At 68.7% G+C, this 19,189-nt stretch carries 16 protein-coding genes; 10 read left to right on the forward strand and 6 right to left on the reverse strand.

Annotated features, from left to right (window positions below):
- Positions 1-17 precede the first annotated feature (17 nt).
- Both acs and AC1DY5_RS03940 read right to left on the reverse strand, forming a co-directional pair.
- A complete protein-coding gene (acs, locus tag AC1DY5_RS03935; protein ID WP_478108748.1) occupies positions 18-2,003 on the reverse strand; it encodes an acetate--CoA ligase in 1,986 nt (661 codons plus the stop codon).
- A gap of 44 nt (positions 2,004-2,047) precedes the next feature.
- The gene (locus AC1DY5_RS03940; protein ID WP_478108750.1) at positions 2,048-3,691 is read right to left on the reverse strand and encodes an acyl-CoA synthetase; all 1,644 of its coding nucleotides are present in this window, start codon (positions 3,689-3,691) and stop codon (positions 2,048-2,050) included.
- A 111-nt stretch (positions 3,692-3,802) separates the two neighbouring features.
- Here AC1DY5_RS03940 and AC1DY5_RS03945 point away from each other — a divergent pair, with 111 nt between their 5' ends.
- From AC1DY5_RS03945 to AC1DY5_RS03960, 4 genes are all read left to right on the forward strand, one after another.
- On the forward strand, positions 3,803-5,770 hold the full coding sequence (locus AC1DY5_RS03945; RefSeq protein ID WP_478108752.1) for a hybrid sensor histidine kinase/response regulator: 1,968 nt from the start codon (positions 3,803-3,805) through the stop codon (positions 5,768-5,770).
- Positions 5,767-6,531 (forward strand): response regulator transcription factor, encoded by a 765-nt coding sequence (locus tag AC1DY5_RS03950; RefSeq protein ID WP_478108754.1) that lies wholly within the window; start codon positions 5,767-5,769, stop codon positions 6,529-6,531. Before AC1DY5_RS03945 ends, AC1DY5_RS03950 begins: the two co-directional genes overlap by 4 nt.
- A 112-nt stretch (positions 6,532-6,643) precedes the next feature.
- Positions 6,644-6,952 carry a DUF485 domain-containing protein gene (locus tag AC1DY5_RS03955; RefSeq protein WP_478108756.1) on the forward strand — a complete coding sequence of 103 codons (309 nt, stop codon included), beginning with the start codon at positions 6,644-6,646 and terminating at the stop codon, positions 6,950-6,952.
- The gene (locus tag AC1DY5_RS03960) at positions 6,949-8,673 is read left to right on the forward strand and encodes a cation acetate symporter (protein WP_478108758.1); all 1,725 of its coding nucleotides are present in this window, start codon (positions 6,949-6,951) and stop codon (positions 8,671-8,673) included. Before AC1DY5_RS03955 ends, AC1DY5_RS03960 begins: the two co-directional genes overlap by 4 nt.
- Positions 8,674-8,761: 88 nt before the next feature.
- On the opposite strand, the gene AC1DY5_RS03965 is transcribed toward AC1DY5_RS03960, so the two are convergent.
- Positions 8,762-9,391 (reverse strand): 3'-5' exonuclease, encoded by a 630-nt coding sequence (locus AC1DY5_RS03965; RefSeq protein ID WP_478108760.1) that lies wholly within the window; start codon positions 9,389-9,391, stop codon positions 8,762-8,764.
- Positions 9,388-11,229 carry a putative nucleotidyltransferase substrate binding domain-containing protein gene (locus tag AC1DY5_RS03970; RefSeq protein WP_478108763.1) on the reverse strand — a complete coding sequence of 614 codons (1,842 nt, stop codon included), beginning with the start codon at positions 11,227-11,229 and terminating at the stop codon, positions 9,388-9,390. Before AC1DY5_RS03970 ends, AC1DY5_RS03965 begins: the two co-directional genes overlap by 4 nt.
- A 277-nt stretch (positions 11,230-11,506) precedes the next feature.
- Here AC1DY5_RS03970 and AC1DY5_RS03975 point away from each other — a divergent pair, with 277 nt between their 5' ends.
- The 6 genes from AC1DY5_RS03975 to AC1DY5_RS04000 are packed head-to-tail and all read left to right on the forward strand — an operon-like array spanning position 11,507 to position 16,665.
- Positions 11,507-12,022: a DUF1269 domain-containing protein gene (locus tag AC1DY5_RS03975; RefSeq protein WP_478108765.1), complete on the forward strand. Its 516-nt coding sequence runs from the start codon at positions 11,507-11,509 to the stop codon at positions 12,020-12,022.
- Positions 12,023-12,077: 55 nt separating this feature from the next.
- A complete protein-coding gene (locus AC1DY5_RS03980) occupies positions 12,078-13,229 on the forward strand; it encodes a cytochrome c oxidase subunit II (protein WP_478108768.1) in 1,152 nt (383 codons plus the stop codon).
- Complete coding sequence (gene ctaD / locus AC1DY5_RS03985) at positions 13,226-15,013, forward strand: cytochrome c oxidase subunit I (protein ID WP_478108771.1); 1,788 nt, start codon at positions 13,226-13,228, stop codon at positions 15,011-15,013. Before AC1DY5_RS03980 ends, ctaD begins: the two co-directional genes overlap by 4 nt.
- 8 nt (positions 15,014-15,021) lie before the next feature.
- A complete protein-coding gene (locus AC1DY5_RS03990; RefSeq protein ID WP_478108774.1) occupies positions 15,022-15,630 on the forward strand; it encodes a cytochrome c oxidase subunit 3 in 609 nt (202 codons plus the stop codon).
- A 13-nt stretch (positions 15,631-15,643) separates the two neighbouring features.
- Entirely contained in the window at positions 15,644-16,342 is a 699-nt protein-coding gene (locus tag AC1DY5_RS03995) for a heme-copper oxidase subunit III family protein (protein ID WP_478108776.1), read from the forward strand.
- A gap of 8 nt (positions 16,343-16,350) precedes the next feature.
- The gene (locus tag AC1DY5_RS04000) at positions 16,351-16,665 is read left to right on the forward strand and encodes a cytochrome C oxidase subunit IV family protein (RefSeq protein ID WP_478108778.1); all 315 of its coding nucleotides are present in this window, start codon (positions 16,351-16,353) and stop codon (positions 16,663-16,665) included.
- 37 nt (positions 16,666-16,702) lie between these two features.
- Here AC1DY5_RS04000 and AC1DY5_RS04005 read toward each other — a convergent pair whose 3' ends face one another.
- Together AC1DY5_RS04005 and AC1DY5_RS04010 are read right to left on the reverse strand one after the other, a co-directional pair.
- Positions 16,703-18,328 (reverse strand): MFS transporter, encoded by a 1,626-nt coding sequence (locus AC1DY5_RS04005; protein ID WP_478108780.1) that lies wholly within the window; start codon positions 18,326-18,328, stop codon positions 16,703-16,705.
- A 6-nt stretch (positions 18,329-18,334) separates the two neighbouring features.
- Entirely contained in the window at positions 18,335-18,853 is a 519-nt protein-coding gene (locus AC1DY5_RS04010; protein WP_478108783.1) for an Lrp/AsnC family transcriptional regulator, read from the reverse strand.
- Positions 18,854-19,189 lie beyond the last annotated feature (336 nt).

Here is a 19,189-nt window from a genome sequence, read left to right on the forward strand (position 1 = left end):
CCGGCCCCGGCCCGGAATCAGTACGGCTGGCCCAGCTGCTCCAGCACCGCCGGGTTTTCCAGCGTGCTGACGTCCTGGGTCACCACCTCGCCCTTGGCGAGCGTGCGCAGCAGCCGGCGCATGATCTTGCCGCTGCGGGTCTTCGGCAGGTTGTCGCCAAAGCGGATGTCGCGCGGCTTGGCGATCGGGCCGATCTCCTTGCCGACCCAGGTGCGAAGCTGGTCGGCGATGCGCCGCGCCTCGTCGCCGCTGGGCAGCGGGCGCTTGAGCACCACGAAGGCGCAGACCGCCTCGCCGGTCGTGTCGTCGGGCCGGCCCACCACTGCGGCCTCGGCCACCAGGTCGGTCATCGCCACCAGGGCCGATTCGATCTCCATCGTGCCCATGCGGTGGCCGCTGACGTTGAGCACGTCGTCGATGCGGCCGGTGATGGTGAAAAAGCCGGTCTTGCTGTCGCGCGTGGCGCCGTCGCCGGCCAGGTAGTAGCGGCCCTGGAACTCCTCCGGGTAGTAGCTGGCCTTGAAGCGCTCCGGGTCGTTCCAGATGGTGCGGATYATCGAGGGCCAGGGCTTCTTGACGACCAGGATGCCGCCCTTGCCCCAGGGCAGTTCGTTGCCGGCCTCGTCCACCACGGCGGCGTCGATGCCCGGGAACGGCAGGGTGCAGGAACCCGGCACCAGCGGCGTCACGCCCGGCAGCGGCGTGATCATGTGGCCGCCAGTCTCGGTCTGCCAGAAGGTGTCGAGCACCGGGCAGCGGCCGCCGCCCACGTGGCGGTGGTACCACTCCCAGGCCGCTGGGTTGATCGGCTCACCGACCGTCCCGAGGATGCGCAGGCTGCTCAGGTCGTAGTTGCGCGGATGCACCGCGTCGTTGCCCTCGGCCATCTTGATCAGCGAGCGGATCGCCGTAGGCGCGGTGTAGAAGACGCTGACCCGGTGGTCCTGGATCATCTTCCAGAACCGGCCGGCGTCCGGGTAGGTGGGCACGCCCTCGAACACCACCTGGGTCGCGCCGATCGCCAGCGGGCCGTAGGCGATATAGGTGTGGCCGGTCACCCAGCCGATGTCGGCGGTGCACCAGAAGATGTCGTCGGGGCCGAGGTCGAAGGTCCACTGGCAGGTCAGGGCGGCGTGCAGCAGGTAGCCGCCGGTGGCATGCTGAACCCCCTTGGGCTTGCCGGTGGAGCCTGAGGTGTAGAGCAGGAACAGCGGGTGCTCGGCGTCGACCCATTCGGGTTCGCAGACCGGCGGCTGGGCCGCCGCGAGGTCGGCCATCCACTGGTCGCGCGGCGCCTGGAAGGGCACCGCGCCGCCGGTGCGGCGCGTCACCAGCACATGGCGCACGCTGTCGCAGCCGCCCAGGCCGAGCGCCTCGTCGACGATCGCTTTCAGCGGCAGCTGCTTGCCGCCGCGGACCTGCTGGTCGGCCGTGAGCACCACCACCGCGCCGGTGTCGGCGATGCGGTCGCGCAGCGAGGGCGCCGAGAAGCCGCCGAAGACCACCGAATGGAYGGCGCCGATGCGGGCGCAGGCCTGCATCGCCACCACGCCGTCGATCGACATCGCCATGTAGATCACGACCCGGTCGCCGCGGCGCACGCCCAGCGACTTCAGCACGTTGGCGGTGCGGCAGACCCGGGCCAGCAGGTCCTGGTAGCTGATCCGCGTCACCGCGCCGTCGTCGGCCTCGAAGACGATGGCGGTCCGCTCGCCGAGGCCGTTCTCGACGTGGCGGTCCAGGCAGTTGTAGGAGGCGTTGAGGGTGCCGTCTGCGAACCATTCGAAGAAGGGCGCGCGGCGCGCGTCCAGCACCTGGGTGAAGGGCTTCTTCCAGGCCACGAGCTCGCGTGCCAGGCGTCCCCAGTAGGCCTCGGGATCGGCCTCGGCCTCGGCGACCAGCCGGTCGTAGGCGGCGCGGCCCGAGATCCGGGCGCGCCGCACGGTGGCCTCGGAGGGCTCATACAGCGAAGTAGGTACGGCGGGGGAAGGGGTCGGTTCCATGGTGGGCTCCTGGTGCGTGGATGGTTGGGATGTCTGGGTCGCGGTCACTCGATCGCGCTGGCCGAATGCGCGCGCTCGCGCAGCACGAACTTCTGGATCTTCCCGGTCGAGGTCTTGGGCAGCTCCCCGAACACGATGCGCCGCGGCAGCTTGTACTTCGCCAGCAGCGGCTTGCAGAAATCGGCAAGTTCGGCCTCGGTGGCCGCGGCACCGGGCTTCAGTTCGACGAAGGCGCAGGGCACCTCGCCCCACTTGGCATCGGGCAGCGCGACCACGGCGGCGCTGAGCACCGCGGGATGATGGTGCAGCGCGTCCTCGACTTCGATCGATGAGATGTTCTCGCCGCCGGAGATGATCACGTCCTTGCTGCGGTCGGTGATCTTCACGTAGCCGTCGGGATGCAGCACGCCGAGGTCGCYGGTGTGGAACCAGCCGCCGGCGAAGGCGTCTTCGGTGGCGCTCGGGTTCTTCAGGTAGCCCTTCATGACGGCATTGCCGCGGAAGAAGATCTCGCCGACGGTTTCGCCGTCGGCCGGCACCGGCTCGAGGGTCTGCGGGTCGAGCACCGTCACGGCCTCCTGCAGCGGGTACGGCACGCCCTGGCGGCCGTTCAGGCGGGCACGCTCGGCGGCCGGCAGGTCCTGCCAATCGGTCTGCCTGGCGCACACCGCCGAAGGTCCGTAGACCTCGGTGAGGCCGTACACGTGGGTGATGTCGATGCCAGCCGCCTCGCAGCCCTCGATCACCGCGGCCGGCGGCGCCGCGCCCGCCACCAGGCCCTGCACCACGTGGTCGATGCCGGTGCGCCATTCGGCCGGTGCGCTGATCAGCAGGCTGTAGACGATCGGCGCGCCGCACATGTGCGTGATCCGGTGCTCGCGGATCAACGGGAAGATCCGCGCCGGGTCGACCCGCCGCAGGCACACGCTGGTGCCCGCGACCAGCGCCATGGTCCACGGAAAGCACCAGCCGTTGCAGTGGAACATCGGCAGCGTCCAGAGATAGACCGGGTGCTCGGGCAGGTGCCACGCCAGCGCGTTGCTAGCGGCATTGAGGTAGGCGCCGCGGTGGTGCGTGACGACCCCTTTGGGGTTTCCGGTGGTCCCGGAGGTGTAGTTGAGGGCGATCGCGTCCCACTCGTCGGCGGGCAACCGCCAGTCGAAGTCGGGGCTGGCGGCGGCCAGGAAGGCCTCGTAGCCGATCTCGCCCAGCCGCCGGCCGGCCGGTGCCTCGTCGTCCTCGACCTCGATCACCAGCGGACGACGAGTGCCCAGGGTCGCGAGCGCCTGCTCGATCACCGGCGCGAACTCGCGATCAGTCAGCAGCACCCGGGCTTCGCCGTGCTGCAGCATGAAGGCGATGCCCTGGGCGTCAAGCCGGGTGTTGAGGGTGTTGAGCACCGCACCGCACATCGGCACGCCGAAATGGGCCTCGAACATGGCGGGCGTATTGGGCAGCATCGCCGCCACCGTGTCGCCCGGCCCGATGCCGCGCGCAGCCAGCGCGCCGGCCAGCCGGCGGCAGCGCTCGTAGGTCTGGGCCCAGTTGCGCCGCAGTCTGCCGTAGATCAGCGCGGTGCGCAGTGGATGCACATAGGCGGCGCGTGCCAGGAACGAAAGTGGCGAAAGCGCCACGAAATTGGCCTGGTTCTTGTCCAGTCCCATGGCGTACGGGTTGACGCGTGTCATGTTCGTCTCCAGCGAGGTGTTCAACAATTCAGAGCCATAGGATGTCCGATGAACATTGCAGGAGACACACCCAAACATGACGAATGTTTGCAGCCGGGGCGGGAGTCCGCGGTGATCCGCACGCCCGCGCCTGCGCCCGCCCCCCTGGAGCGCTACCTGACGCTGCAGACCGGGCTCGACCTGCTCGACCAGGGGCTGTCGATCTTCGACGGCGACCTGCGCCTGGTGGCGTGGAACCGCGCCTACGTCCGCCTGCTCGGCTTCACGGACGACATGGTCTACATGGGGGCGCCGTTCGAGAGCTTCATCGGCTTCAACGCCCGGCGAGGCGAATACGGCCCGGGCGACCCGGACCAACTGGTGGCCGAGCGGGTGGCGGCGGCGCGCCATTTCGCGCCGCACGAGATCGAACGGGTGCGGCCCGACGGGCGGGTGCTGCGCATCCATGGCGAGCCGGTGCCGGGCCATGGTTTCGTCACGCTCTACTCGGACATCACCGAGCAGCGCCGCTCGGAGGAGATCATCCGCCGCCACAACGCCGAACTCGAGAGCCGGGTGGCGTCGCGGACCGCCGAACTTCAGCGCAGCGAAGAGCGGGTGCGGCTGATCATGGACTCGATTCCGGCGCTGGTGGCCTACTTCGACCACCGGCGCGTCTACCGTTACCTCAATCGCGGCTACCACGACTGGTTTCGCGTCGACACCACGCGGCCCGAATCGGTCAGCGCCCGGGTCTTCCTGGGCGATGCGGTCTACGCGCTGATCAAGCCGCAGGTGCTGCGGGCGCTCGCCGGCGAGGCGCAGAGTCTCGAGTACGAGCTCCAGACCTGCAACGGGCGCCGCCTGTGGGTGCGCACCTCGCTGGTTCCGCAACGCAGCGCCGAGGGTGCCGTCGTCGGCTGCTTCGAGCTGACCTTCGACATCACGGAGGAGCGCCGCTCGCAGGCGCTGCTGGCGCGGGCCCAGAAGCTGGAGTCGCTGGGTCACCTGACCGGCGGGCTGGCGCACGACTTCAACAACATCCTGACGGTGGTGATCGGCAACCTCGCGGCGCTGGAGGAGGCCCGCCCCGCCGACCCGGCGCTGGGCGAGTACGTGCAGCCTGCGCTCGAAGCGGCGCGGCGCGGTGCCAGCCTGGTGCGCGGCCTGCTGAGCTTCGCGCGGCGCCAGCCGCTGCAGGCGGCGGCGGTCCACGTCGGCGCGCTGCTCGACACCGTGGCTCGGCTGGTGCGGCGCTCGTTGCCCGAGACCCTGCGGCTCGACATCGACGTCGGCGAGGCGGCTCTTTGGACCTGGATCGACGCCACGCTGCTTGAGCAGGCGATGCTGAACCTGGTGCTCAATGCCCGCGACGCCACCGGTCCCGAAGGCCACATCACGCTGCGGGCTCGCCGCGCCCGCATAGACGCCGCGGTGGCCACGCCGCTGCAGCTGTCCGCGGGCGACTGCGTGTGCATCGAGGTCGAGGACAACGGCGCCGGCATGGATGTCGAGACGCTGGCCCACCTGTTCGAGCCTTTCTTCACCACCAAGCGGCCGGGCCGCGGCACCGGGCTCGGCATGGCGGTGGTCTACGGCTTCATCAAGCAGTCGGGCGGCGCCATCGACGTACGCAGCGCGCCCGGCTGCGGAACCACGGTCTCGGTGTGGCTGCCGGCCGCCGATCCTGTGCCGGGCGATGGCGCGGACGACGCCGGCAGCGAGGCCGCCGGGATGCCGGCCGTGTCCATGGGGCTGGCGCTGCTGGTGGACGACGACGCGCAGGTGCGGCGCGTGATCCGGCGCAGCCTGCTCGAGCTGGGCTACTCGGTGCTGGAGGCCGACGACGGTGCCGCCGCCCTGAACCTGCTCCAACACACACCCGACATCGCGCTGCTGCTGTCCGACGTCGTGATGGCGGGCGGCGTCGATGGCCTTAGCGTGGCCCGGGCCGCGCGCGAGGGCGGCCGGGCCCGCGCCGTGGTGCTGATGAGCGGCTATGCGCCGGGAGATTTGTCGATGCAGGCCGACTTTCCTATGTTGACCAAGCCCTTCAGCACGGCACAGCTGGCGCGGGCGATCGAGGAGGGCACAGGATGAGCGAATACCGTGGCGCCGGCCTTGGCACCCACCACCGCGCGGCGGCCGACGAGGCCAACCTGCCTTCGCTGATCTTCGTGATCGAGGACGACCCGGCCGTCGCCCGGCTGGTGATCTCCACGCTCACCGAGTTCGGCTTCAATTGCGAGGGCTTCTCGACYGGCGCCAGCGTGCTGCGGCGGCTGCAGGTCGAGAAACCCGACCTCTGCATCGTCGACCTCGGCCTGCCGGACATGGACGGCATCGACCTGATGCGGCGCATCAACGCGGCATCGAACGCGGGCGTGCTGATCCTCACCGGCCGCGGCCATCCGGCCGACCGGGTGATGGGGCTGGAACTCGGCGGCGACGACTACGTCACCAAGCCCTTCGAGGCGCGCGAGTTGGTGGCACGGGTGCGCAGCATCCTGCGGCGCCGCAGCCTGGCGCCGGGCCAGGCCACCGGCCAGCGGCGCTACGCCTCGTTCCTGGGCTGGCGCATCGATTGCGCGGCCAACGTGCTGCGCGCGCCCGACGGCAGCGAGCACCTGCTGGGGACGGCCGAGACCCAGGTGCTGCGCTGCTTCGTCGAGCGTCCGCACCAGATCCTCACGCGCGAACAACTGATGGGGGCGCGCGACCTGCTGCCCACCGACCGCAGCATCGACGTCCGCATCTCGCGCCTGCGCCGAAAGATCGAGCCCGACCCGCACGAGCCGGCGATCATCAAGACCGTCTACGGCGCAGGCTACCTGTTCGCGGCGAACGTCAGCTGGGAGTGAGCGGGCGGCATTCGCGGCGCATTGCATCGCAATGTGACGAATGATTGCACCGCGCCCCGCTCACGGAGGCCGCATCCCAGAATCGGCCGAACCGATGTCCAGGAGACGAATCATGAGCGACCCCGTGGTGGATAAGATCCAGTCCAATCCCAAGTACCTCGAGCTGCGACGGAAGCGAAACCGCTTCGGCTGGTGGCTCACGGCGCTGATGATGGTTGTGTATTACGGCTACATCGCGCTGATCGCGTTCAACAAGCCCTTCCTCGCGCAGCCGATCGGCGGCGGCGTGACCACCATCGGGATCCCGATCGGGCTCGGCGTGATCGTCTTCACGATCCTGATCACGGCCTTCTACATTCGCCGCGCCAACAGCGAATTCGACCGCCTCACGGCCGAGATCATCCGCGAGGCCACACGATGAAAGCGCGCCACCTCACCGTTGCCGCCATGCTGGGCGGCGCCTGCACCCTGGCCTCCGCGGCCGGCGCCGATCTCGGCCAGTCGGCCAAGCAGCCGACCAACTGGATCGCGATCGCGATGTTCTCGGGCTTCGTGCTGCTGACACTGTGGATCACCAAGTGGGCCGCCTCCAAGACCAAGTCGGCGGCCGACTTCTACACCGCCGGCGGCGGCATCACGGGCTTCCAGAATGGCCTGGCGATCGCCGGCGACTACATGTCGGCGGCCTCCTTCCTGGGCATCTCGGCGGCCGTGATGGCGACCGGCTACGACGGGCTGATCTATTCGATCGGCTTCCTGGTCGGCTGGCCGGTCATCACCTTCCTCATGGCCGAACGCCTGCGCAACCTCGGCAAGTTCACCTTCGCCGACGTCGCCGGCTACCGTTTCCGGCCCGGACCGATCCGCGCCTTCGCGGCCTCGGGCACGCTGGTGGTGGTGGCCTTCTACCTGATTGCGCAGATGGTGGGCGCCGGCCAGCTGATCAAGCTGCTGTTCGGGCTCGACTACTGGGTGGCGGTGGTGATCGTGGGCGCGCTGATGATGGTCTACGTGCTGTTCGGCGGCATGACCGCCACCACCTGGGTGCAGATCATCAAGGCGGTGCTGCTGCTCGCCGGCGTGAGCTTCATGGCGGTGATGGTGCTGGCCGCCTTCGACTTCAGTCCCGAGGCGCTGTTCGCCAAGTCGGTCGAGGTGCGCAGCCGGATCGCGGCCAACGGCGGCAAGAGCCCGGCCGAGGCCGCGGAAATCGGCCTGCGCATCATGGGCCCAGGCGGCTTCGTGAAGGACCCGATCTCGGCGATCTCCTTCGGCATGGCGCTGATGTTCGGCACCGCCGGGCTGCCGCACATCCTGATGCGCTTCTTCACGGTGCCCGATGCCAAGCAGGCGCGCAAGTCGGTGTTCTGGGCCACCACCTGGATCGGCTACTTCTATCTGCTGATCTTCATTATCGGCTTTGGCGCCATCACGCTGGTGCTGACCAACCCCGAGTTCGCCGACGTCGCGACCGGCACCATCAAGGGCGGCGGCGGCGCGGCCAACATGGCGGCGGTGCTGGTGGCGAAGTCGGTCGGCGGCAACGTCTTCTACGGCTTCATCTCGGCGGTGGCCTTCGCCACCATCCTGGCGGTGGTGGCGGGCCTGACGCTGTCGGGCGCCTCGGCGGTGTCGCACGACCTCTATGCGACGCTGATCAAGAACGGCAAGGCCGACAGCCGCGCGGAGCTCAAGGTGTCGCGCGTCACCACGGTGGCGCTGGGCATCATCGCGGTGCTGCTGGGCATCGCCTTCGAGAAGCAGAACATCGCCTTCATGGTGTCGCTGGCCTTCGCGGTCGCGGCCTCGGCCAATTTCCCGGTGCTGTTCATGTCGGTGCTCTGGAAGGATTGCACGACCCGCGGCGCGGTCATCGGCGGCTCGCTGGGCCTGATCTCGTCGGTGGCGCTGACCATCGTCTCGCCGTCGGTCTGGGAGGCCACGCTGGGCCATCCGGCGGGCTCGGCCTGGTTCCCGTACGCTTCGCCGGCGCTGTTCTCGATGACGCTGGCCTTCGTCGGCATCTGGTTCTTCTCGATCACCGACCGCAGCCGCCAGGCGCAGCAGGAGCGCGCGGCCTTCCCGGCGCAGCAGGTGCGCTCGGAGACCGGGCTCGGGGCCTCGGGGGCATCGGGGCACTGAGGGTCAGGTCGGCGCCGCGCCGCCCCAAGGCGGCCTGCGGCCCCCTCGGGGGGCAGCGACCACACGAAGTGAGGGAGCGTGGGGGCTTTTACTCCAGTGCGCGCAACTTGATGAAAGCCAGTGCCGCCATCACCGCATCGTTCAGCGCATCGTGCGCGGGGCGCTGCGGCAGGTCCAGCGCGGCCATGATGGCGGCGAAGCGCAGGTCGATGTCGCCGTTGCGCAGGTGCGGCGAACGGCGCCGGTTGACGTGGTCGTAGTAGAGCGCCGAGACCTCGATCTTCGGCTGCGGCAGCCCCATGCCCAACATCGGGAACAGCACGCGGTCGATCATCGCGACGTCGAACTCGAGGAAGTAGCCCACCAGCGGCCGGCTGCCGATGAAATGCATCAGCAACTGCACCGCGGCATCGGCCGCCAAGCCCTGCGTCAGGTCGCGCTCGCGCAGCTGGTGCACGCGCACGCTGCCGGTTGCGACGCTGCGGCGCTCGGGCCGCACCAGCAGCTCGAGCCGCTCGCTGCACATCACGCGGTTGCCGCGGATGCGCACCGCCGCGATGGCGACGATCTCGTCGCGCCGCCTGTCCAGCCCGGTGGTCTCGCAGTCGATCGCCACCCACTCGTCGGCGGGCGGCGGGTCCCACATGAAACGAAAGCGCGGATCGCCCAGGTGCTGAAGCAGCCACCAGCGCTTGAAGGCGGAGAACCAACCGGTCACAACGCATCCAGCCGGAAGCTCAGGCGCAGCATGCGGCGGAAGCGCTTGACCACCTCGAGCGTGTCCTTCAGCAGGTCGCGTTCGAGGCTGCTCATGCGGGCCGGATCGACCTGGCCCGTCACCTCGTGTCCCGCCTCCTGCTCCGCCAGTCCGGCCTTGAGCCGCAGCCCCATGAAGAAATAGAGGCTCTCGAGCACGTCGGTGGCCAGTGCGCGCTCGATGTGGCCGCCGGCCGCCAGGGCCTCCAGGCGCGCCGCGGTGGCGCTCGCGTCGAGTCCGGCGCGCAGGGCCAGGCTGCGCACGCCATGCACGATCGGGAACAGGCCCTGCTTCTTGATGTCGAAGCGCTGGCCGTCCTGCTCGCCGAGCGTCAGCAGGCGCTGCCACCAGCGCGGATCGTTGGCGAAGGCGTCGATCGCCGCGGCGAAGCGCGCCAGCATGGCGTCGTTGTCGGTGGCCAGCGAGAACAGCCGGGCCCGCACGCCGGCCAGCAGCGCGGGGTCGCCGCACACCGCATGGGCGTCGAGAAAGATCGCCAGCGCCATCAGCCGCTCGCCGTCGGCCTGCAACAGCCATTGGCAGGCGCGCTCGGCGAACTCGGCCTGGCTGCCGCGCCACTGCGGGTTCGAGGCCATGATGCCGCCGGGGCATTCGGGGTAGCCGAAATCGATCAAGGCGCGCGTCAGTCGGGCGCAGATGTCATCCAGGTCGGCCGGCGGCGCATAGCCGTCGCGCAGCAGCAGGCCGTTGTCCTGGTCGGTCTTGAGCAGCTGCTCGCCGCGCCCCTCGCTGCCCATCACGAACAGGCAGCTGTTGGCGAGCAGCTCGGGCGGCGCGATCAATTCCCAGGCGCGCTGGAACAGCTGGGCGTTGAGCGCCTGCACCAGCGTGGCGATCTGCCCGACCCGGGTGCCGCCGCCGTGCAGCAGGCCGACCAACTGCGTGACGTGCAGGCTGGCCCGGGCCAGGGCCTCGAGGTCCTGCGCCTCAGCGATCTCGCGGTTGATCAGGTAGGAATGGTTGGAGAGGAAGCTGAACAGGTCGAGCGCCTCCAGCACGCCCAGGACCTCCCCGCTGCCATTGCCGGCCATCACGACCACGCGGTGCACCTTGTGCCGAACCATGACGGTCAGCGCGTCGCCCACCGGGTCGGTGGCATCGACTGAGATCAGTCCGAAGCTGCTGACCTCGCGCACCGGCAGCCGGTCCAGCGGCGTGCCGTGCAGCACCGCGCGCTGCAGCGCGGTCACGGTGAAGATGCCCAGGCGCGGCGCAGCGCCGGCCAGGTCGCGCACCAGCACGTTGGTGCTGCGCTCGGCCTGCAGCAGGCGCACCACCGAGAGCACGTCGAGGTCGGCGTCGACGAAGCGCGGTGCCCGCATGGGAATCGCGTCGACCCGGGCCAGTGCCAGCGATTGCAGTTCGTGCTCGCCGCGGCGGCCCGCGATGGCGGCCAGCTTGTTCGACAGGTCGGAGAACAGCAGCGCGCCGAAGGTCGCATTGCGCGCGATCAGCTCGTTCACCGCCTCGCGTGCGAGCTGGTAGGCCAGCACCTCCTCGGCGGCGACGAAGCGGCCGCTGACCTGCCCGGCCACCAGGCTGCGGCCGTCGAAGGTGTCGTGCGGGCCGAAGCGGGCCACCGGCTCGCTGTCGCCCGGCGCGAATTGCTGCACGAAGCCCTTGATCACGACGAACAGGTGGGTCGGCGCCATGCCCGTCTCGAGGATTGCCTCGCCCTCGCGGAAATAGGCGATGTCGACCTGGGCGCGCACCCGCTCGCGCTCCTCGGGCGTCAGGCAGTCGAAGGGCGAGTGGTCGAAATCGAAGGCACTGGGCATGGCGGGCGCGCCGGCAGCAGGATGCTGAGCCGGCGCGGACCCGATGATCGATCACATCCCGCTGCGATGCCACCCTGCGGTGTCAAGCTTTGCGCGGTTTTTCGTGCGAACGGACGCCGGCGCTCCCTCGAGGAAGGTGCGGCGCGATTCGGCCAGCGGCCGGAAGCGCGGGTCGGCCGAGGGGGCACTCGTCGCCCCTCTTGATAACGGTCCTCCTTGCGCCTATAAGTCATGCATGGTTCCTTGACTCGTCGTCCAAGGCGAAACGGAGTGCGCCATGAAGAGACGCATCTATTGGCTGATGCCGGACCTGGCCAGCGCCAGGCGGGCCATGCGCGATCTTGTGCAGGCGCGCGTCGATGTCGCGCACATCCATTTCGCCGGACCCGAAGGCATGGACATGACCGGCCTCCACGCGGCCAACGTATGGCAGACCTCGGACGTCCTGCATGCGACCAAGACCGGGTGGTTRCTCGGCAGTGCCTGCGGCATCGGCGCCGGCCTCGTGGCCGCACTGCTCCTTCCGTTCGCCGGCGAAGACCCCCAATGGGAATATGCGGTGCTGATCGCCGTCCTCGGGGGCGTGGTCGGTGCCTGGTCCGCCAGCATGGTCGGCATATCCATTCCGAGCCCGCGGCTGCAGCGCTTCGAGGGAGCCATTGCGCAAGGTCGGATCCTGCTGATGGTGGACCTGCCGGCTTCGCGTGTGCAGGAGGTCGAGGACTTGCTGCAGACCACGCATCCGGAAGCCCGCTTCGAAGGCGAGGAAGGGCACATCCCGGTGTTCCTCTGAAGCCCGAATCCGCCCACCCAGATACCGATGCCGATGCCAAGCCCAGGGACTGCACATGATCATGGCCGTCGCCCTGCTGCTCATCGTCATCGGCTCCGTGCTGTTTCATCTGTTCAGTCCATGGTGGACGACGCCTCTGGCGTCGAACTGGCAGACGATGGACGACACGCTGACCATCACGCTGGTGATCACGGGGATCTTCTTCGTCGCGATCAATCTCTTCATCGTCTACACGCTGGTGCGCTTCCGCCACCGCGAAGGCCACCGCGCCGCCGATGAGTCCGAGAACAGGACGCTGGAGCGCTGGCTGATCGGCGGCACCACCGTGGGTATCGCCGCCCTGCTGGCGCCCGGCCTGGTGGTCTACGCCAGCTACGTGCGCTCGCCGCATGACGCACTGGTACTGGAGGTGCTGGGCCAGCAGTGGCAATGGCACTACCGCTTTCCGGGCGCGGACGGCATGCTCGGCGCGACCGATGCGCGCTTCGTCAAGGGCGACAACCCGTTCGGGCTCGATCCCGCCGACCCGGCCGGCCAGGACGACATCCTGGACGCTGCCGCCGAGGTGCACCTGCCGCTGGGCAAGCCGGTGCTGGTGCTGCTGCGCGCGCAAGACGTGCTGCACGACTTCTATGTGCCGCCCTTCCGCGCGCGCATGAACATGGTGCCGGGGCAGGTCAGCCGCTTCTGGTTCACGCCGACGGTGGCGGGGCGCTACGAGGCGCTGTGCGCGCAGCTCTGCGGCGTCGGGCATCCCAACATGCGCGGCTTCGTGGTGGTGGAGGACGAGGCGAGCTTCCACGCCTGGCAGGCGGCGCTGCCGACCTTCGCGAAGACGCAGGTCAAGGCTCCGCCCTCAGCGGTCGGCGGCGGTCCCGAGGCGCGTGTCGAGCAGGGCCGGGCGCTGGCCGAATCCAAGGGCTGCGTGGCCTGCCACACCATCGACGGCAGCCCGCGTGTCGGCCCGACGTGGAAGGGCCTCTACGGCAAGACCGAGACCATGGCCGACGGCTCGACTGCCAAGGTCGACGAAGCCTACCTGCGCAGCTTCATCCTCGATCCGCAGGCCCGCCAGGTGAAGGGCTTCCCGCCGGTGATGCCCAAGATGGAGCTGACGGACGAAGAACTGGCCGCGCTGGTGGCCTACATCCAGAGTCTCGGCGGCCAGCCTGCACAGGCCGCGACCGAACAGAAGGCGCAGCGATGAACTCCTCCCTCGCGATCGAGCACGAAGACGCCGGCCATCCGGCGCCGAAAACCTTCCTGACGCGCTATGTCTGGAGCCAGGACCACAAGGTGATCGCAGTGCAGTACGCGTGCACCGCGATCGCCGTCGGCGTGGTGGGCCTGGTGCTGTCGAACCTGATGCGGCTGCAGCTCGGCTTTCCGGGGCAGTTCGAGTTCATCAATCCTGAGCGCTACTACCAGTTCGTGACGATGCACGGAATGATCATGGTGATCTACCTGCTCACCGCGCTCTTTCTGGGCGGCTTCGGCAACTACCTGATCCCGCTGATGGTGGGCGCGCGCGACATGGTGTTCCCCTACCTCAACATGCTGAGCTTCTGGGTCTACCTGCTATCGGTGGTGGTGCTGATTGCGAGCTTCTTCGTCGCCGGCGGGCCGACCGGCGCGGGCTGGACGCTGTACCCGCCGCAGTCGATCTTGCCGGGCACGCCGGGCCATGAGGCCGGCATCGTGCTGATGCTGGTGTCGCTGGTGATCTTCATCGTCGCGACCACGATGGGCGGGCTGAACTACGTGACCACGGTGCTGCAGGCACGCTGCCAGGGCATGACGCTGCTGCGCATGCCGCTCACGGTGTGGGGCATCTTCGTGGCGACCATCCTCGCGCTGCTGGGCTTTCCGGCGCTGTTCGTCAGCGGCGTGATGCTGCTGCTCGACCGCACGCTGGGCACCAGCTTCTTCATGCCGGCGCTGGTGTCGATGGGGCAGATGGCGGGCTACAAGGGCGGCAGCCCGCTGCTGTTCCAGCACCTGTTCTGGTTCTTCGGCCATCCGGAGGTCTACATCGTGGCGCTGCCGGCCTTCGGCATCGTGTCGGACCTGATCAGCGTGCATGCGCGCAAGAGCATCTTCGGCTACCGGATGATGGTCTGGGCGATCGTCGCGATCGGCGTGCTCAGCGTCGTGGTGTGGGCGCACCACATGTTCGTGGCCGGCATGAATCCGTACTTCGGCTTCTTCTTCGCGACCACCACGCTCATCATCGCGGTGCCGACCGCGATCAAGGTCTACAACTGGCTGCTGACGCTGTGGCGCGGCGACATCCACCTGTCGGTGCCGATGCTGTTCGCGCTGGCCTTCGTGTGCACCTTCGCCATCGGCGGACTCACCGGGCTCTTCCTAGGCAACGTGAGCGTGGACATTCCGCTGTCGGGCACCTACTTCGTCGTCGCCCACTTCCACATGGTGATGGGCGTCGCGCCGCTGCTGGTGGTGTTCGGCGGCATCTACCACTGGTTCCCGAAGATCACCGGCCGGATGCTGGACGACCGGCTCGGGCAACTGCACTTCTGGATCACCTTCCTCGGCACCTACCTGATCTATTTCCCGATGCACTACCTCGGCGTGCTCGGCATGCCGCGGCGCTACTACAACTTCGATGGCTACAAGTTCATCCCTGAATCGGCCTTCACGCTCAACACTTTCATCACCGTGGTGGCGCTGATCGTCGGCGTCGCGCAGGCGCTGTTCATCGTCAATCTGGCGTGGAGCGCGTGGCGCGGCCGGCCAGCGAGCGCGAACCCGTGGCGCGCCGCATCGCTCGAATGGCAGACACCGGCCACGCCGCCAGAGCATGGCAACTGGGGGCCGCGGCTGCCGGTGGTGTATCGCTGGGCCTACGGCTACGGCACGCCGGGCGCGAAGGAGGATTTCGTGCCACAGAACGCGCCGCCCGAGGCCGGCGGCATGGAGCCCGAGGCGCACGGCAAGGGTGAGGGCGAGGGCCGGGGAGCACTGGCGTGACCGCGTCATTGGTCGTCGCGCCCTTCGACAGTGGCAGCGGGCCGCGCGGCGCGCAGGCGAGCGCGGCCAGCATCGGGTTGTGGGTGTTCATGGGCGTGGTCACCGCGCTGTTCTCGCTCTTCGTGATGGCGTACGTGATGCGCATGAACAGCACCGATGCGGTGACGCTGAGCTTGCCGTGGCAGCTGTGGCTGAGTACCGCGCTGCTCGTCGCGGGCAGCGTGACGCTGCAACGCGCCAGCGCGGCGGCACGCGATGCGGCGCCGGCATCGGCACGCCGCCTGCTGCTGGCCGGCGGCTTTTGCGCGATGGCGTTTCTAGGCGTCCAGCTGTGGGCCTGGCAGGCGCTGTGGAGCGCGCAGGTGATGCCGGCGGGCAATCCGGCCGGCAGCTTCTTCTATCTGCTGACCGCGATGCACGGGCTTCACCTGGCGGGCGGCCTCGTCGGCTGGGCCTGGACGGCCAGCGCCGTGTCGCGCGAACCCGCGAGCGCCGCGTGGCGGATCGCGCTGTGCGCACGGTACTGGCACTTCATGCTCGTGGTGTGGCTCGCGCTTTTCGCCATGCTCGGCTGGGTGACGCCGGAGGTGGCGCGCTTCATCTGCGGCACAAGCTGAGGAGGCCATCATCATGCGCAACGCGACCCTCGCCTCCGCATCCGCCAGCCCCGCCGTCGCGGTGAGCGGCTGGCGCGGCTTCGTCGCCGACTGGTCTTCCGATCGCCAGGCCTTCCACGTCTCGTGGGGCAAGGCGATGATGTGGATCTTCCTGCTGAGCGACACCTTCGTCTTCAGCTGCTTCCTCACCGGCTACATGACGGTGCGGGTCTCGACCACCGTGGCGTGGCCCAACCCGAGCGAGGTGTTCGCGCTGCATGTAGGGGGAGCCGACATTCCGCTGCTGCTGATTGCGATCATGACCTTCGTGCTGATCAGCAGCAGCGGCACGATGGCGATGGCCGTCAATTTCGCCTATCGCCGCGACCGCGTGAACGCCGCCACTCTGATGCTCGTGACCGCGACCTTCGGCGAACTCTTCGTCGGCATGCAGGCCTTCGAGTGGTCCAAGCTGATCATCGAGGAAGGCGTGAGGCCCTGGGGCAATCCGATGGGGGCGGCGCAGTTCGGCTCGACCTTCTTCATGATCACGGGTTTTCACGGGCTGCACGTGTCGGCCGGCGTGGTGCTCCTGTTCATCGTCGCCTTCAAGCTGATCCGCGGCGACTACGAACGAACCGGCAATTACCAGATCGTCGAGATCACGGGCCTCTACTGGCACTTCGTCGACCTGGTGTGGGTGTTCATCTTCGCGCTGTTCTACTTGTGGTGAGGTCGGCCATGAATCCAGGCACCGGTCAACAACATCCGATCAGCCTCTACCTCAAGATCTGGGGGCTGCTGTTCGTGCTCAGCACGCTGTCGTACCTGGTCGACTACTTCCACTTCCAGGGCTTGATGCGCTGGGGCTTGATCATCACCTTCATGCTGCTGAAGGCGGGGCTGATTGTCGCGGTGTTCATGCACATGGCGTGGGAGCGGCTGTCGCTGGTCTACGCGATCCTGCTGCCGCCGTTGTGCCTGCTGGTGCTGGTGGGGCTGATGTTCGCCGAGGCGGGCCACACCTTCTTCGCGCGGCTTCTGTACTTTCACTGAGCCGAAGAAGGAATTTCGGCCCCCCGGTTCCAATTCTTCAGCGGTGGACGATGTAGCGCGTCACCACGGGCAGCGTCTCGCCCTGGTGGAAGGCCAGCCGCCGCTCCCGCAAGGCCATGTCGGCCGCGGTCGCGCGGTGGAAGCGGCGCAGGTGCTCGGTCCATGTCTCGTCGACGATCTGCTCGACGTAGCGGCCGGGCTCGGTGATGTCGTGCAGCAACTCCCAGCCGATCGCGCCCTGGCTCAGCCGCGTCCGGCGGGTCTGGTGCATCACCAGCAGGAAGGCGGCGGCGCGGCCCGGATCGATCATGTACTCGACGGTGATGACCACCCGGCCGGCCTCGTCCGGCGCGCTGGCCGGCGGGCCGGAGGCCCAGCCGTGCTGCGCCGGCCGGGTGTCGTCGTCCTCGCCGGTGCCATCGGTCACGTAGCGCAGCGCCAGCAACATGCACGCCACGCCGGTGGCCGCGGCGGTGCCCAGGCTGACGTAGATCGAGCTGAGTTCCGCCACCTGGCCCCAGAGGGCCGCACCCAGGGCGCTGGCGCCCATGATCGCCATCTGGTAGATCGACATGCCGCGCGCGCGCACCCAGTCGGGCAGCGCCAGTTGGGCCGACACCGAGAGCGAGTTGGCGACCGTGATCCAGGCCATGCCGCCGAGGAACATCGCGGGCACCGCCACCCACGCGTTGGGCGCCACCGCCATGACGGCGGTGGCGCCCGATTGCAGCAGCATGCCGCGCAGCACCAACTGGTCGCGCACCAGGGCCTGGCGCAGCCGCGGCAGGAACAGCACCGCCACGATGGCGCCGGATCCCATCGCCGCCAGCAGCAGCGTGAAGGTGCCGGCGCCGCCGCCCTTGAGGCTGCGCGCCAGCAGCGGCAGCAGCGCCAGCAGCGCGGTCGAGTGCAGGAAGAAGATCGAGATCCGCGCCAGCACCGCGCGCATGCGGTGCGACTGGCGCACGAACTGCACGCCGACCCGCATCGCGCTGATCAGCCGTTCGCGGCCCAGCGGGTTGGGCGTGTGCTCGCGGCGCCAGTGCAGCACGACGAAGCCCGAGGCGACGCACAGCACCGCATTGAGCGCGAAGACCCAGACCGTGCCGGCGCTCGCGATCAGCGTGCCCGCGACCAGCGGGCCGATGATGCGCGAGGCGTTCATCGATATGCCGTTGAGGCCGAGCGCCGCCGGCAGGTGGCTGCGCGGCACCAGCTCGGGAACAATGGCCGAGAACACCGGCCAGCGCAGCGCCAGGCCGATGCCGTTGGCGAAGGTCAGCGCCAGCAGCAGCGGCGCGCTCATGAGGTCGAAGACCACGGCGGCGCACAGCACCACGGCCGAACCGGCAAGCCAGAACTGGGTGGCGACCAGCCAGCGTCGGCGGTCGAGGATGTCGGCCAGCGCACCGCTCGGCAGGCCGAGCAGGAACACAGGCAGGGTCGAGGCCGACTGCACCAGCGCGACCCAGATCGGCGAGCTAGTCAGCGAGGTCATCATCCAGGCCGCCGCGACGTCGTTCATCCACATGCAGACGTTGGCGATCAGCCAGGTGCTCCACAGCATGCGGAACACCGGGATCTTCAGCGGTTCGAGCGGGCCGACGCGCGGAATCGGCACGGGGGCGGAGGCGACGGGGGTTTCCTGGGGCGAGATCGGCATCGCTGTCTATTGTCTGCGGCCGGGCCGGGCGGCGGTGTCGCCCGGGCGCGCAGGCGCCAGGTGCGCCAGCGGCAGGGCATGGCTGGCCTTCACCTCGCCGAGCGAGAAGCTGGTGTGCAGGTCCTTCACGTTCGGCAGGTTCAGCAGGTGCTTGAGCGCGAAGCGCGAGAAGCTGTCGAGGTCCTGCGAGACCACCTGCAGCTCGAAGGTGCCGGTGCCGCTGATGTAGTGGCAGGCGATCACCTCGGGCAGCTTGCGGATCGCGTCCTCGAGCGCGCGGGTAGCCTCCCCCGACGAGCGCTCGGTGTCGACACGGACGAAGGCGAGCACGCCGAGCCCGATCTTGTGGCGGTCGATCTCGGCGTGGTAGCCCTTGATGAAGCCGGCTTCCTCGAGTGCGCGAACCCGCCGCCAGCAGGGTGCCGCCGACAGGCCCACGCGCTGCGAGAGCTCGGCGTTGGTCAGGCGGCCATCGGCCTGCAGTTCTTGCAGGATCGCGAGGTCGAACTTGTCAATGCTTTCCATTCGCCGCCATTTTAAGCAAGAGTCTTTCAAAAAGGAGCTTTCGAAAGGCGGAGAACGCAAACACCTGTCGAGGCTGCAGGCATACACTTTGCGTGATGATGGCCGACGGGTGTCCGAACCGGATGCCCTCACGCCAGCCACGCCCACAAGGCACAGCCCACTGGAGACAGACACGATGAACGCCCCACTGCCCGAGCACATCCGCAAGGCCCTCGAAACGGTTACGCTCGACGACAAATATTCGCTGGACTATGGGCGCGCGTTCATGAGCGGCGTCCAGGCGCTGGTCAAGCTGCCGATGCTGCAGCGGCTGCGCGACCAGCAGCGGGGCAAGAA

Source organism: Variovorax sp. P4_D9 (assembly GCF_056401695.1).

Excerpts from the sequence above, each read along its gene's own strand:
- AC1DY5_RS03970 (WP_478108763.1), bottom strand. The coding sequence starts at position 11,229 with ATGCCCAGTGCCTTCGATTTCGACCACTCGCCCTTCGACTGCCTGACG.
- AC1DY5_RS03955 (WP_478108756.1), top strand. The coding sequence starts at position 6,644 with ATGAGCGACCCCGTGGTGGATAAGATCCAGTCCAATCCCAAGTACCTC.
- AC1DY5_RS04005 (WP_478108780.1), bottom strand. The coding sequence starts at position 18,328 with ATGCCGATCTCGCCCCAGGAAACCCCCGTCGCCTCCGCCCCCGTGCCG.
- ctaD (WP_478108771.1), top strand. The coding sequence starts at position 13,226 with ATGAACTCCTCCCTCGCGATCGAGCACGAAGACGCCGGCCATCCGGCG.
- AC1DY5_RS03960 (WP_478108758.1), top strand. The coding sequence starts at position 6,949 with ATGAAAGCGCGCCACCTCACCGTTGCCGCCATGCTGGGCGGCGCCTGC.
- AC1DY5_RS04000 (WP_478108778.1), top strand. The coding sequence starts at position 16,351 with ATGAATCCAGGCACCGGTCAACAACATCCGATCAGCCTCTACCTCAAG.
- AC1DY5_RS03980 (WP_478108768.1), top strand. The coding sequence starts at position 12,078 with ATGATCATGGCCGTCGCCCTGCTGCTCATCGTCATCGGCTCCGTGCTG.
- AC1DY5_RS03995 (WP_478108776.1), top strand. The coding sequence starts at position 15,644 with ATGCGCAACGCGACCCTCGCCTCCGCATCCGCCAGCCCCGCCGTCGCG.
- AC1DY5_RS04010 (WP_478108783.1), bottom strand. The coding sequence starts at position 18,853 with ATGGAAAGCATTGACAAGTTCGACCTCGCGATCCTGCAAGAACTGCAG.